The following is a 14,044-nucleotide window of genomic DNA, read 5'->3' as shown; positions in this document are numbered from 1 at the left end:
CCTGTAATACTTGGGAGGGAAAATTGGAATTTGTAAAAAATTATAATAAGACGGCGATAATATATGAAGGCAAAGAGTATTCATATAAAGATCTAATATCTGGATCAAAGGAGTATGCGACTTATTTAGATATTAAAAAAGAGGATCATGTTGTTATTTTTATGGAAAATAGACCGGAATTTTTATTTGCTTTTTTAGGAATTTGGGATAAAAAAGGGACATGTATTTGTTTGGATTCGGCTTCGAAAGTTTCTGAATTTCAATATTTTATTGAGGATTCAACACCAAAATATATATTTACATCAAATAATAATTTAAAAATAGCGGAAGAAGCTGTAGAAAAATCAGGAATAAAAACAAAAATATTGAATGTAGATGAGATAGATTTATCAAAAGCAAATCATGAAGGAATCATATATGCTCCTGAAAATGACGCAGTTTCATTAATTTTATATACATCGGGAACAACTGGAAAACCCAAAGGAGTGATGTTAACTTTCGATAATATATTGGTAAATATTGAAGGGTTAAATAAGTACAATATGTATAAACCAACAGATAGAGTTTTAGCGTTACTGCCGATGCACCATATATTTCCATTGTTAGGATCTGGGATAGTTCCATTGCAGCAAGGAGCTACAATAGCTTTTTTAAAGGAGTTGTCATCTCAATCGATGGTGGAGGCTTTAAAAAATTATAAAATAACAATGATGATAGGTGTGCCAAGACTTTGGGAGATGCTTCATAAAAAAATAATGGAAAAGATAGATTCAAATAAGGTTGCAAAAATATTATTTAAACTTTGTGAGAAGATGAACAGCAAGGATTTAAGTAAAAAAATATTTAAAAAAGTTCATGAAGGTTTTGGAGGGAACATAAGATTTTTTGTATCAGGCGGTTCTAAATTGAACCCAGAAATATCTAGAGATTTTAAAATCTTAGGAATAGATATTTGTGAGGGATATGGGCTTACAGAGACGGCTCCAATGATAACGTTTACACCAATAAACCAGGTTGTACCAGGATCAGCAGGAAAGCTTATGGATGGGGTTCAGATTAAATTTGCTGAGGATGGAGAGATTCTTTCAAAAGGAAGAAATCTTATGAAAGGTTATTACAATAAACCGGAAGAGACATCAGAAGTTATAGATAAAGAAGGTTGGTTCCATACAGGCGATCTCGGTGAGATGAAGGGTGAGTATCTGTATGTAACCGGTAGAAAAAAAGAGATGATAGTTCTTTCTAACGGGAAGAATATAAACCCAATAGAAATAGAGCAATGGATTATGTCTAAAACTGATTTGATAGAAGAGATGGTTGTAATTGAGTACAATTCTTTATTGACAGTGGTAGTATATCCTAATTTTCAAAAAGTTAAAGAAAAAAAGATTACAAATATTCTAGAAACTTTAAAAACTGGAGTGATAGATAAATATAACGGTGGAGCAGCGAATTATAAAAAAATCCTGGATATAAAGATAGTTCAAGAAGAGCTTCCAAAAACAAAAATAGGAAAGATCAGAAGATTTATGATTCCAGATTTATTAGAAGGGAATATAGAGGTTGAAAAAGAGATAAATACACCAACTTTTGAAGAATATAAAGTAGTTTCAAGTTATTTAAAGGAACTGAAAGGAAGGGAAATTTCTTCAACAGCTCATTTAGAACTAGATTTAGGATTAGATTCACTTGATATGGTTGAATTTATAGCTTTTATTGAAAATAGTTTTGGAGTGACATTGACAGAGGATATTTTTATAGAAAATCCAACGGTTGTTAAAATTTCAGAGTATCTAAAGATTCATTCAAAGGGTGTAGATGTAAAAGATATCGATTGGAAAAAAATATTAGAAAAAGAAAACTTAGAAGGACTACCAAAATATAATTTTATTGGTAAAGTGATAAAATTAATTTCTAAAATACCCTTCTCAACATATTTAAAAATAGAAAAAGAGGGGCTAGAAAATATAAAAATAGAAAGGCCAACTATTTTTATAGGTAATCATCAAAGTTTTTTAGATGGCTTTATTTTTTCACAAAGTTTAGACAATAATATTTTAGATGAAACTTATTATTTAGCTAAAGTAGCACATTTTAAGGGTAGATTTATGAAATATCTTGGAGAAAATTCAAACATAATACTAATAGATATAAATAAAAATCTTTCGGAGACATTACAATCTGCGGCAACAGCATTAAGACAAGGTAAAAATATAGTAATATTTCCAGAAGGGACAAGAAGCAGAGATGGGAAAGTAAAAGAATTTAAAAAGTTTTATGCCATACTGTCTAAAGAGCTCAATGCAGATATTCAACCGTTTGCAATAAAAGGTGCTTATGAATTATTTCCGGCTCATAGGAAAATGCCTGAAAAAGGAAAAGTAAAAATAAAGTTTTTTGAGAAGGTCTCACCAGAGAAATTAGATGTAGAAAAAATTGTGTCTACTAATTTCTTAGAGATAAAAGAATGGGTTGAGAAGTAAGTAAAAAGGTTGGATTTTAGCAATTGCTAGAATCCAACCTTTTATTTTAAAATGCTAACATATGCCCTAGAGGTTTTCCACCTAAAAGATGAAAATGCAGATGAAATACTTCCTGCCCTCCGTGAGTATTACAGTTTGTGATTACTCTATAACCATTTTCAGAGATTCCAAAATCATGAGCAATCTCTTTTATAGCTAAATACATAGCTAAGATATACTCAGAATCCTCTTTTTCAATATCATTTAAAGTTGGGATTTCCTTTTTAGGAACAACTAATATATGAATAGGAGCCTGAGGATTAATATCTTTGAAAGCAATAACTTTATCATTTTCAAAAACAATAGATGCTGGAATTTCTTTATTTATAATTTTAGTAAAAATAGTAGCCATAGTTCACTCCTTCTTAAAGTTCAATAGCTTCAATTCTAGTTGAATGTCTTCCACCTTCGAATTGAGTTCTTAAGAACTCATCAACAATTTCAAGAGCTAGGATATCACCAGTCATTCTAGCCCCAAGTGCAAGAATATTGGCATCGTTATGCTCTCTTGTAAGCTTAGCCATTGTTGTATTTGAGCAAAGAGCTGCTCTAATACCTTTAAATCTATTTGCAGCAATTGATATACCAATACCCGTACCACAGATTAAAATACCAAAATCCGCTTCTTTTTCAAGAATAGATTTAGCAACAGACTTTGCATAAGTTGGATAATCAACAGACTCAGTAGAGAAAGCTCCTTTATCTAAAATTTCAAAGCCTTTTTTTTCTAGATGACTTTTAATAATTTCTTTTAAAGCAAATCCACCGTGATCTGCACCTAAAGCTATTTTCATTTAATTACTCCTTAAATTATATAGTTTGATTAATCTTCGAAACCGTGGAAATGAGGGTGACCATGCTCTACTTCTTCTTCTGTAGCATCTCTAACATCAGAAACAGTAACATCAAATTTTAAATTTTTACCAGAGAATGGGTGGTTTCCATCCGCTACAACGAACTCCTCTTCAACACTTGTAATAACAAATGATTGCTCAGAACCATCATCCATGTCTGCAATAAAATCTAAACCTTCATAGATATCTTCGAATTCAACGAATTCATCTTTATCCATCTCTACAACTAACTCTTCATCATACTCTCCGTAACCTTCTTCAGGAGTTAATTCAATTGTTGTTGTGTATCCTTTTTCTTTACCTTCTAAAGCTTCTTCGATAGCTGGAACAAAATTTCCAAATCCATGGATGTAGAAAAATGGTCCTACTTCTTTTGTATCCTCTAAAAGCTCTCCATTGTCTTTGTCATAAACTTTAAACTCAAGTGTTACAACTTTTCCTTCTTCTATTTTCATATAAAACACCTCTCTAAAATCCCTATTAAAATAGGGTTATTTGACACTTAAAGAATAACATAAATCTAAAGAAATTTCATTAAAAATATTAATTATTTTAAAAATCCCATATTTTTTTTTACTAAAAGAACATTTTCATCGTCTGTTAGCAACTTTAATAGGTAAAAAGCTAAATCTATAGAGGTACTCGGTCCAGAAGAAGTGATAATGTTGTTTGAAATTACAATATCTTCTCTAATAGGAACAGCACCATAATTCTTAAGTTGGCTAAAATATCTATCATTATCCAAAAGATAAGTAGTAGCGGGAATATTTTCTAAAAAACCATTAATTGCTATGGCTAGAGAACCTGTACAAATTCCAATAATGATTTTATTTGAAGAAATAAAATGAGTTAACAAGGATTTTAACTCGGAAGATTGAATATCATTAAAAAAACCAGCTTTTCCAAATCCGCCTGGAATAACTAAAGCATCATACTCCTCAAGAGTTATAGATTCTTTTTTTAAGTTTACTTCAGGAATGATTGTTAAATTCCACGTTGCATTTAGCTGGTCGTGAATAGCACATATTTTTGAAAATATTTTTTTATTTCCAACAATATTATTCCAACCGAAGATGTCGATAAATGGTGATAACTCAAGGGTTTCGAAGCCATTTGAAACAAAAATTAAAATTTTTTTCATGTTTTGTGGTTTTCCTTTCAAAAAATAGTTGACTTAATTTCTAAAAAGCTCTACAATATCTCGTATTTTAAAAGAAATTAATAATGTAGATTATATATTATTTTATAACTTTTTCATATCATTTTTAAGAACAAAATTTACCAAATAAGGAGGTAAGATGACTAAATTAAATCAATATCAAACACCTATATTCTCAACACTGAAGGACGTATATGCTAAAAGAGATATAACGCCTTTTCATGTTCCAGGACATAAGAGAGGAAAGGGGATGGATAAAGAGTTTTACGAGTTTATGGGACCAAATCCCTTCTCAATTGATGTAACTATTTTTAAAATGGTTGATGGATTACACAATCCTAAAAGCTGTATAAAGGAAGCACAAGAGTTAGCAGCTGACGCATATGGAGTAAAAAAGACATTCTTTGCTGTCAACGGAACATCAGGAGCAATTCAAGCTATGATTATGTCTGTTGTAAAACCAGGAGAGAAAATATTAGTCCCGAGAAATGTACACAAATCAGTTTCTGGTGGGATTATTTTAAGTGGATCATTACCAGTATATATGAATCCTGAAGTTGACGATGAATTAGGAATAGCTCATGGAATTAGACCAGAGGTTGTTGAAAGCATGTTAAAACAGCATCCAGATACGAAGGCAGTTTTAATTATAAATCCAACATACTACGGAGCAGCAACAGATATTAAAAAAATTGCGGATATAGTTCATAGCTATGATATTCCTTTAATAGTTGATGAAGCTCATGGAGCTCACTTACACTTCCATGAAGAATTACCAATTTCTGCTATAGATGCAGGTGCAGATATCTGTTGTCAAAGTACACATAAGATAATTGGGGCAATGACTCAAATGTCAATGTTACATGTGAATTCTACAAGAGTTGATATAAATAGAATTCAACAAATTTTAAGTTTGTTACATACAACATCACCATCTTATCCTTTGATGGCATCATTGGATTGTGCAAGAAGACAAATAGCTACTGAAGGAAGAGAGTTATTAACAAAAACATTAAAATTGTCGAGAGATTTAAGGGCAGAGGTAAATAAGATACCTGGAATTTTTTCTTTTGGAAAAGAGATAGTTGGAAGATATGGCATTCATGATTTTGATGAAACAAAACTTTCTATTTCAGCAAGAGATTTAGGATTGACAGGATTTGAATTGGAAACACTTCTGGTAGATGATTATAATATTCAAATGGAACTTTCTGATTTTTATAATGTTTTAGGACTAGTGACGTTAGGAGATGACGAGGTAAGCACTGGAAAGCTATTAGAGGCATTGAAGGATATCAGTAAAAGATTCTTTGGAAAAGGGAAAAAAATAGGGGAATCAGTTGGAAAAATGCCAACTATACCTGAAGCAGTTCTAATACCAAGAGAAGCTTTCTATAGTGAAAATAATAGAGTTGAATTCTTAGAAAGTGAAAACAAAATTTGTGCAGAGATGATAATGGCATATCCACCTGGAATTCCAGTTATAACTCCAGGAGAGAGAATAACCAAAGAGATAATAAGCTATGTTCAAAATTTAAAGACTGCTAAATTACATGTTCAAGGGATGGAAGATCCAGAATTAAAATATATCAGAGTAATAGATGAAGAGGATGCAGTATATCTATATACAGAAAAAATGAAAAATAAGATGTTTGCTGTTCCAATGAATTTAGGAGCAAATAAAGCAGGTATTGAATTTGGTCCAGAAGTTTTAGAAGAATACTTCCCAGATACATTCGGTGAAATGACATATATAGATGTAGAAAAGCAAAGAGAAAATTTCAATGAATGGACATTAAAATATAAGAATACAATCCTTCATACGTGTGAAAAATTAGCATCTGCAGTTAATGAAGCTGTAAGAGATGGATATAGACCAATAACAATCGGAGGAGACCATTCAATAGCTTTAGGTTCAATTTCTGGTGTTGCATTAGAGAAAGAAGTAGGAGTTGTATGGATTGATGCTCATGGTGATATGAATACTGATGAGTCTACAATGTCAGGAAATATCCACGGGATGCCGTTGGCTCTTTTACAGGGTGCTGGAGATAGAGATTTAGTAAATTGTTTCTATGAAGGGGCTAAGATAGACAGCAAAAATGTTGTGATTTTAGGTGCTAGAGATCTAGATGTAAAGGAAAGAGAAGTTATTGAGGAGTTAGGTGTAAAAGTAATTCCTTATGATGAGGTTGTTCATAAAGGTCTAGAAAATGTTTTAGATGAAATAAAAGATTACTTGAAAATAGATAATATACATATAAGTTTTGACGTAGATTCTGTAGATCCAGAGTTTGCTCCAGGAGTAAGTACACCAGTAAGAAATGGATTTACACCTGAAGAGATGTTTAAAACATTTAGATTCTTATTTAAGAACTACTCTATCACATCAGTTGATATTGTGGAGTATAATCCAGTAAATGATAAAAATGAAAAAACAATGAATTTTGTAAATGATTTAGCGGAATTTGTACTAAATCCAAATATATAGAGGTGTGAAATGAAAAAGGCGGTATTAGCTGATTTAGAGAAAAATTATTCAACGTATAGTAAAAGTTTTAAAAAAATTGTAGACTTTATAAAACATAACCAAAGTATAGTTTCATTTATCTCTATAAATGAACTTGCAAAAGAAACGGGAACAAGCCCTGCTACGATAACAAGATTTTCAAAAAGCTTGGGATTTAAGGGTTATCCAGATTTTCAAAGAGTTTTTCAAAAAGATGTTGAAATATCAACTTCACAGATGAAAGAATTTAGACAAGAGATTGACTCTTCTGTTGAAAAAGGAATACTTTTGGAAATTATAAATACAAATGTTGAACTTTTGGAAGAGATGGATATAACATCGATCGAAGCTCAATTGGAAAAAGCTATGGAAATGATAAAAGAGAGCAGAAAATTATATATACTAGGTGCAAGAGGATCGTATGCATTGGCATATTATCTATATTTCATGCTAAAAGAGTTAAGAGAAGATGTAGAGTTGATGATTTCAGGAGCTTCGGATTTTACGGATAGACTTCTGTATTCTAAACCAGATGATTTGTTGTTTACAATATCATTTCATCCATATACAAACTTTACATGTCAGGTTACAGAGTTTTTTAAAGAACAAGGGAATAAAATTATAACTATGACTGATAAGAAGGACTCTATATTGGGGAATATGTCTGATTTAGTAATCACTACTAAAAATGGTGGAAAAGCCTATACATTTGTTCCAGGAATTGTAATCTTGAACGCTTTACTTCTAAAATTTGGAAGAGAGAATAAAGATGAAAGTATAGAAAAACTGGATAAATTAAAAAAGATAACAGATAGATTTAATATATACCAAAAATAAAAAAAGAGAGCGGTAGCTCTCTTTTTATCTTTGATATTTTAATCTTAAAAATAATTGATCAATTGTTCTTAAAAAAAGACCTACAAAAAGTAATGGGAATAAGTAAAACTTAGCTGAATAATCCACTATCATATTGTTGCTATTTTTTCTTTCTAACATTTTCTTTTGTCACCCCTTTATTTACAAAATCAATTATATACCACTTTAATTATTTAATCAAGAAATAAATAAAAAACTTGAGTTGTCAATTAAAGTATGTTAAAATAACAAATCAAAAGTTCTTTAAAATGGGAATAAGATACTAAAAAATAGAACAGCTTAAAAGGAGTGAATTTATGAACCAAAATTTAGAAAAGAGATATGGATTCTCAGTAGCATTCTCCATGGTTGTTGGAATTGTTATAGGGATTGGAATATTTTTTAAAGCTAATCAAATTTTAATTGCAGCAAATATGAATCCTAAAATTGCGATTGCCGCATGGGTTTTAGGAGGAGTAATATCAATTCTTTCAGGTCTTACAGCAGCAGAAGTAGGAGCAGCAATTCCTGAAACTGGAGGAATGATTGCATGGATAAAAAGAATATATGGAGAAAGAATAGCATTTTTAGTTGGATGGGCTCAACTTATTATATATTTTCCAGCTTTAATAGGGTTAATAGCATACTACTTTGCAGTATTTACAGGGAATTTTTTAAATGTAGACCCAACTAATACTAAATTTTTAGGAATAACAGCATTTTTAGCTATTAGTTTTCTGTATGGAATCAATATTTTTACAAAAAGTGTTGGCGGAAAAATTCAAACATTTGCGACAGCCGCTAAAATTATACCGTTGCTACTAATAACAGTATTTGGATTTTTATCAACAAATAATACAGAGGGTGTTTTTTACATGGCAGAGGCAACTAAAACAGTGACTTCACAGTCACCTCTAATTTTACTAGGACTATCTTTAGTACCAGTGATGTTTGCTTTTGATGGGTGGATATATGTTGGAACAATCGCAGGAGATTTGAAAAATGTAAAAAAAGATCTACCGAAAGCTATAATCTTAGGTTTAGGATTCATTGCTATATTCTACGTTTTCTTAAATGTTGCACTTTTAAATGTATTCACAGCAGATGAGCTTGTAAAAGTTGGAATGCTTGGAGTAGCTACAAAATTATTTGGACCACTGGGAGCAAAGTTCATATTTTTAGGAATAATGATTTCAGCATTTGGAGGTCTAAATGGAATGATTTTAGCATCTACAAGAATACCATATACTTTAGCAATAGAAGGAAATATACCTAAAAAAGAATTTTTGGGAAAAATAGATGAAAAGCATAAACAGCCAATTAACTCTTCAATAGTTATGTATGCTTTATCTACAATATATTTAATAGCGATGATATTAACGGGAAATCCAGATGTTTTTGGAGATATACCTGTGGCATTATTTTGGTTATTCTATTGTTTAGTTTTTTTAGGATTGTTTATTTTAAGAAAAAGAGAACCGAATTTAGAGAGACCATACATTGTTCCATTTTATCCAATAGTACCGATATTAGCATTGTTAGGAGGAGTATCAATATTTGTATATGCTGCAATATCGAATCCACCATATATGGCTATATCAGTAATTCTAACATTGACAGGGTTAGTTGTTTATAGAAAGAAAAATTAAAAGAAGCATTCAATTTGGATTAACTCTCCAAAATTGAATGCTTCTTTTATATATTAAAGAAAAGTTAATCCTAGAGTTATAATTATACCAGAATAAATAGTTATAATAACTCCATACCCCATAATATCTTTAGCCCCAAGTTTTGCTATTCCAAGAGCAGGTAAAGCCCAGAAGGGTTGAATCATGTTTGTCCAAGCATCTCCCCAAGCAATAGCCATACCTGTTTTAGCAGCAGAAACTCCCAACTCTAAACTAGCGGGCATCATTATGGGAGCTTGAACTGCCCATTGTCCTCCACCTGAAGGAACAAAAAAATTCACAATTCCAGCACTTAAGAAAGTTAAACTTGGAAAAGAAAGTGTGGTTGAGGAACTGATAAAACTTTGAGAAATAATCCCAGCAAGAGAAGAACCATCAATATTTTTACCGATCATCATTCCCATGATACCAGCATAAAATGGGAATTGAAGTATAATACCAGAAGCTCCTTTACAGGCACTACTAAAAGCTAGCAAAAGATTTTTTGGAGTTTTGTGAGCAAGAATTGCAGTAATTAAAAATATCATATTAACGATGTTAAGGTTTAGGTCGAAACCATTCTTGAAAAAATATCCTATAATATATGTATATCCTAAAATTCCAATAGCAATATTAACAATAGGACTATTTTCAATTTTATCTGCGGGTGTCATTTTAGCTCTATCTAAAACAATTGGTTTTACTTCGTCTTCAAGAAGAGCGGGATCAACTTGAAATATATCCTCTTTATTTTTAGGGTGCATTGCAGCATTTAATAGAGGAAGTGTGAATAAAAGTGTAAATAAAATAATTAAGTTGTACGATGAAAAAATAGTTTGTGTTGTAGATATTCCATCGTTTAAAGCTCCAGCAGTGGCTTTAGAAAGATTTCCAGAAGCCAGTGTCAAAGGAATTGAGCCCGAAATTCCACCGTGCCATAATAAAAATCCAGAATATGCAGAAGCGATGAGAAGTCGATAATCAACACCTTGCACTTTTTTAGCAATCTCTTTTGCGTAGATAGCTCCAATAACTAAACCAAATCCCCAGTTTAAAATACAGGCAACTCCTGATACAAAAGTAACATACATAATGGCTTGGATAGGTGATTTAGGCAAATCAGAAAGTCGATTTAAAATTTTTTTGAAAAATGGTGCAGTTGCTAGTGTGTGACCTGTAACTAAAACCATAACCATTTGCATAGAGAAAGAAAGAAGAGACCAAACACCATTTCCCCAGTGCATAGCTACGGCAAATGGTGTCTGTTTAGTCATGAATGTAGTTGCAATAAAAACTATAAATGTAAGAACCGCAGCGAATAAAAACGCATCTGGAAGATATTTTTGCATAAGAGTAACGCAAAGTTGTGTAAATTTTTCAAATAGATTTAAAGATTTATGTTTATTTAGATTTGAATTTTTCAATTGAATAACCCCCAAAATTTATTTAAAAAAACAAAGGAGGTGTATCCTTTGTTTTTTTTGAAAATATTATTTTTCAGCTTTAGCTTTTCTAATCTCTTCAATTAAGTAAGGAATAGTTTTTCCTAAATCGGTTACCAGACCTAAATCAGAAGAGCCAAAAATAGGAGCTGATTTATCTTTGTTAATGGCGATGATGTATTCGGATTCTTCCATACCAGCTAAATGTTGGATAGCCCCAGAGATTCCAAACGCAAAGTAAACATCTGGTCTAACAGTTTTTCCTGTTTGTCCAACTTGTCTGTCATGATTAACCACTCCGGCATCAACAAGAGCTCTTGATGCAGAAGCAACACCACCTAATTCATTAGCTAAAAGCTCTAAATTATCAAAGCCTGATTGAGCTCCAACACCTCTTCCTCCAGAAACAAGAATTTTAGCTTCTGTTATATCCACTTTAGCTTTAGCTTCTTTTATGATATTTAAAACCTTAACTTTCATTTTTGAGTGATCAAAATTTATTTTAAAGTCAATAATATTCCCTTGTTTTTTTTCATCTTTTGTTAATCTTGTCATAACTCCAGGTCTAACTGTTGACATCTGAGGTCTATGATCAGGGCATATAATAGTAGCCATTAAATTTCCACCAAAAGCGGGTCTTGTCATCAATAACTCTTTGTTTTCTCCTATTTCTAGCATTGTACAGTCAGCTGTAAGTCCAGTTTCACATCTCGAAGATATTCTAGGACCTAAATCTCTTCCTAGAGTTGTTGCTCCAATAAGAACAATTTCAGGTTTTTTATTGTTTATAATTGAACTGAAAGCTTGAGTATAAGCTTCAGTGTCATAGATGGATAACTCTTTAGAATCTACAACCACTACTTCATCAGCACCATATGCGATTAAATCTTTTGCGAGATGGGCTATATTATATCCTAGAAGAACAGCTGTTACCTTTTCGTTTAAAGATTGAGCTAGTTCTTTTCCTTTTCCAATCAATTCCAATCCAACGTTTTGTAGTACTCCCTCTCTTTGCTCAGCAAAAACAAGGATCCCTTTATATTCATTTAAGTTCATGATATTCTCCTCTTGTTTTAAAATATTAGATTATAAATTTTTCTTTTAATTTTTCAACTATAATTTTTGCTGCCTCTTGAGGGTCAACTTCATAAAGTTGTCCAACAGATTTAACACCTTTTGTAAATGATTTCTTAACCTTTGTAGGAGAACCGTTTAAACCAAGCTTTGTTTCATCCAGATCAGATAATCTATCTACTCCCCAAACTTCTACTTCTTTGTTAAATGCATCTACGATATCTTTAACATTCATATACCTAGGTTTGTTAGCTTCTGCTAAAATAGTCATAAGACAAGGGGTTGCAACCTGAAGTAACATATATCCTTCCTCTGTAACTCTTTTAACTTCAAATGTATCTGTTCCATCAAATTTGATATCTTTTACATATGTGATTTGAGGAAGGTTTAAAAATTCTGCTATCTGTGGTCCCACCTGAGCAGTATCTCCATCAATGGCTTGTCTTCCTGCAATTATTAAATCATAATCTAACTCAGAAAGAGCAGCTGAAAGAGCGTGCGATGTAGCTAGAGTATCCGCTCCAGCAAACTTTCTATCTGTTAAAAGAATTGCTCTGTCTACCCCCATAGCAATAGCTTCTCTAAGAGCAGCTTCAGCTTGTGGTGGTCCCATAGTGATTACTGTTATATGAGCTCCAAATTGATCTTTTAATTTTAAAGCTTCTTCTAATCCACCTTTGTCATCAGGATTTATTATGCTAGGAACACCATCTCTTATAAGTGTTCCTTTAACAGGGTCTAGTCTAATCTCTGTAGTATCAGGTACTTGTTTTATACACACAACTATATTCATTTTGTTAATCCTCCCAATTTACTTTAGTAATGATCCCGCAATAACCATTCTTTGCACTTCTGAAGTTCCTTCGTAGATTTCAGTAATTTTAGCATCTCTCATCATTCTCTCAACAGGATACTCTCGAGTATATCCATATCCACCATGCAGTTGTACGGCTTTGGTTGTGACGTCCATAGCAGCTTCGGCGGCAAATAACTTTGCAGTTGCTGCATCTAAAGAGTAATTTTCCTTTCTAGATTTTTTCCAAGCAGCTTTATAGACAAGATGTTTAGATGCCTCCACTTTAGCAAACATATCAGCTATTTGGAACTGAGTGTTTTGAAATTTTGAAAGAGGTTTTCCAAACTGTTTTCTTTCACAAACATATTTGATAGTCTCATCCAAAGCTCCACCAGCAATACCTAAAGCTTGAGCAGCAATACCAATTCTTCCTCCATCAAGAGTCATCATCGCTATTTTAAACCCTCTTCCGACAGCTCCAAGAAGATTATCTTTTGGGATTCTGCAATCTTCAAATATCAATTCACAAGTAGCCGATCCCTTAATTCCAAGTTTTTTCTCTTTTTTACCAACAGAGAAACCGAGTGTATCGGATTCAACAATAAATGCTGTGATACCTTTTAAACCTAAAGATTTATCCGTCATAGCGAATATAATATAAACATGTGCATAACCAGCATTAGTTATAAATATTTTAGATCCATTTAATACCCACTGATCAGTTTTTTCATCAAACCAAGCTGTTGTCTGCTGTCCGGCAGCATCAGTTCCAGCATTTGGTTCAGTTAATCCAAAAGCTCCAATCCATTCACCAGAAGCCATTTTAGGAAGAAATTTTTGTTTTTGATTGTCAGTTCCAAATTCTAAAATAGGAGCAACCCCCAAAGAAGTATGTGCGGAAAGAATAACCCCTGTAGTCCCGCAGACTTTTGAAAGTTCTTCAACAGCCATGGTGTACATGATTTGATCGCCACCAGCCCCGCCATATTGTTTAGGAATAGTGATTCCCATCATACCAATTTTACTCATTTTTTCAACTGTTTCTACAGGAAATCTCTCCTCTTCATCGATTTCAGCAGCAAGAGGTTTCACTTCATTTTCAGCAAAAGTAGTGATCATTTGCTTAAAAAGTTCTTGCGATTTAGTTAATGTAAAATCCATTTGTT

The 14,044-nt window shown here is 32.2% G+C and carries 13 protein-coding genes; 4 read left to right on the top strand and 9 right to left on the bottom strand.

The annotated features are described in order from the left end of the window. Positions 1–23: 23 nt before the first annotated feature. Complete coding sequence (locus tag Q0V67_RS04735; protein WP_297597527.1) at positions 24–2,483, top strand: AMP-binding protein; 2,460 nt, start codon at positions 24–26, stop codon at positions 2,481–2,483. A 46-nt stretch (positions 2,484–2,529) separates the two neighbouring features. Here Q0V67_RS04735 and Q0V67_RS04730 read toward each other — a convergent pair whose 3' ends face one another. From Q0V67_RS04730 to Q0V67_RS04715, 4 genes are all read right to left on the bottom strand, one after another. Beyond that, positions 2,530–2,874, bottom strand: a complete 345-nt coding sequence (locus Q0V67_RS04730) for a histidine triad nucleotide-binding protein (protein WP_297597526.1) — start codon at positions 2,872–2,874, stop codon at positions 2,530–2,532. A 13-nt stretch (positions 2,875–2,887) separates the two neighbouring features. Continuing rightward, a complete protein-coding gene (rpiB, locus tag Q0V67_RS04725; protein ID WP_297597524.1) occupies positions 2,888–3,316 on the bottom strand; it encodes a ribose 5-phosphate isomerase B in 429 nt (142 codons plus the stop codon). Between the two features lie 29 nt (positions 3,317–3,345). Further along, complete coding sequence (locus Q0V67_RS04720; protein ID WP_297597522.1) at positions 3,346–3,831, bottom strand: peptidylprolyl isomerase; 486 nt, start codon at positions 3,829–3,831, stop codon at positions 3,346–3,348. 92 nt (positions 3,832–3,923) lie between these two features. Then, positions 3,924–4,517, bottom strand: coding sequence for a DJ-1/PfpI family protein (locus tag Q0V67_RS04715; RefSeq protein WP_297597520.1), 594 nt, complete (start codon positions 4,515–4,517; stop codon positions 3,924–3,926). 157 nt (positions 4,518–4,674) lie between these two features. Between Q0V67_RS04715 and Q0V67_RS04710 the strand changes: the two genes are divergently transcribed. Next, positions 4,675–7,026: an aminotransferase class I/II-fold pyridoxal phosphate-dependent enzyme gene (locus Q0V67_RS04710; RefSeq protein WP_297597518.1), complete on the top strand. Its 2,352-nt coding sequence runs from the start codon at positions 4,675–4,677 to the stop codon at positions 7,024–7,026. Between the two features lie 9 nt (positions 7,027–7,035). Then, entirely contained in the window at positions 7,036–7,881 is an 846-nt protein-coding gene (locus Q0V67_RS04705) for a MurR/RpiR family transcriptional regulator (RefSeq protein ID WP_297597516.1), read from the top strand. A gap of 24 nt (positions 7,882–7,905) precedes the next feature. Here the strand turns inward: Q0V67_RS04705 and Q0V67_RS04700 are convergent, their stop codons facing one another. Then, entirely contained in the window at positions 7,906–8,040 is a 135-nt protein-coding gene (locus tag Q0V67_RS04700; protein WP_297597514.1) for a hypothetical protein, read from the bottom strand. A gap of 176 nt (positions 8,041–8,216) precedes the next feature. On the opposite strand from Q0V67_RS04700, the gene Q0V67_RS04695 reads away from it, so the two are divergent. Further along, positions 8,217–9,548, top strand: coding sequence for an amino acid permease (locus Q0V67_RS04695; protein WP_297597512.1), 1,332 nt, complete (start codon positions 8,217–8,219; stop codon positions 9,546–9,548). A gap of 53 nt (positions 9,549–9,601) precedes the next feature. Here Q0V67_RS04695 and Q0V67_RS04690 read toward each other — a convergent pair whose 3' ends face one another. The 4 genes from Q0V67_RS04690 to Q0V67_RS04675 all read right to left on the bottom strand — a co-directional run bounded on the left by Q0V67_RS04690 (position 9,602) and on the right by Q0V67_RS04675 (position 14,039). Further along, positions 9,602–10,990, bottom strand: coding sequence for a short-chain fatty acid transporter (locus Q0V67_RS04690; RefSeq protein ID WP_297597510.1), 1,389 nt, complete (start codon positions 10,988–10,990; stop codon positions 9,602–9,604). Positions 10,991–11,056: 66 nt separating this feature from the next. Beyond that, on the bottom strand, positions 11,057–12,064 hold the full coding sequence (locus tag Q0V67_RS04685) for an electron transfer flavoprotein subunit alpha/FixB family protein (RefSeq protein WP_297597508.1): 1,008 nt from the start codon (positions 12,062–12,064) through the stop codon (positions 11,057–11,059). 25 nt (positions 12,065–12,089) lie between these two features. After that, positions 12,090–12,875: an electron transfer flavoprotein subunit beta/FixA family protein gene (locus Q0V67_RS04680; RefSeq protein ID WP_297597505.1), complete on the bottom strand. Its 786-nt coding sequence runs from the start codon at positions 12,873–12,875 to the stop codon at positions 12,090–12,092. Between the two features lie 18 nt (positions 12,876–12,893). Continuing rightward, complete coding sequence (locus Q0V67_RS04675) at positions 12,894–14,039, bottom strand: acyl-CoA dehydrogenase (protein WP_297597503.1); 1,146 nt, start codon at positions 14,037–14,039, stop codon at positions 12,894–12,896. Between the last annotated feature and the right edge of the window lie 5 nt (positions 14,040–14,044).

The sequence above is a fragment of the uncultured Cetobacterium sp. genome (assembly GCF_947072685.1).
In the GTDB taxonomy this organism is placed as follows: Bacteria; Fusobacteriota; Fusobacteriia; order Fusobacteriales; family Fusobacteriaceae; genus Cetobacterium_A.
This window is presented reverse-complemented; position numbering and strand designations above follow the sequence as displayed.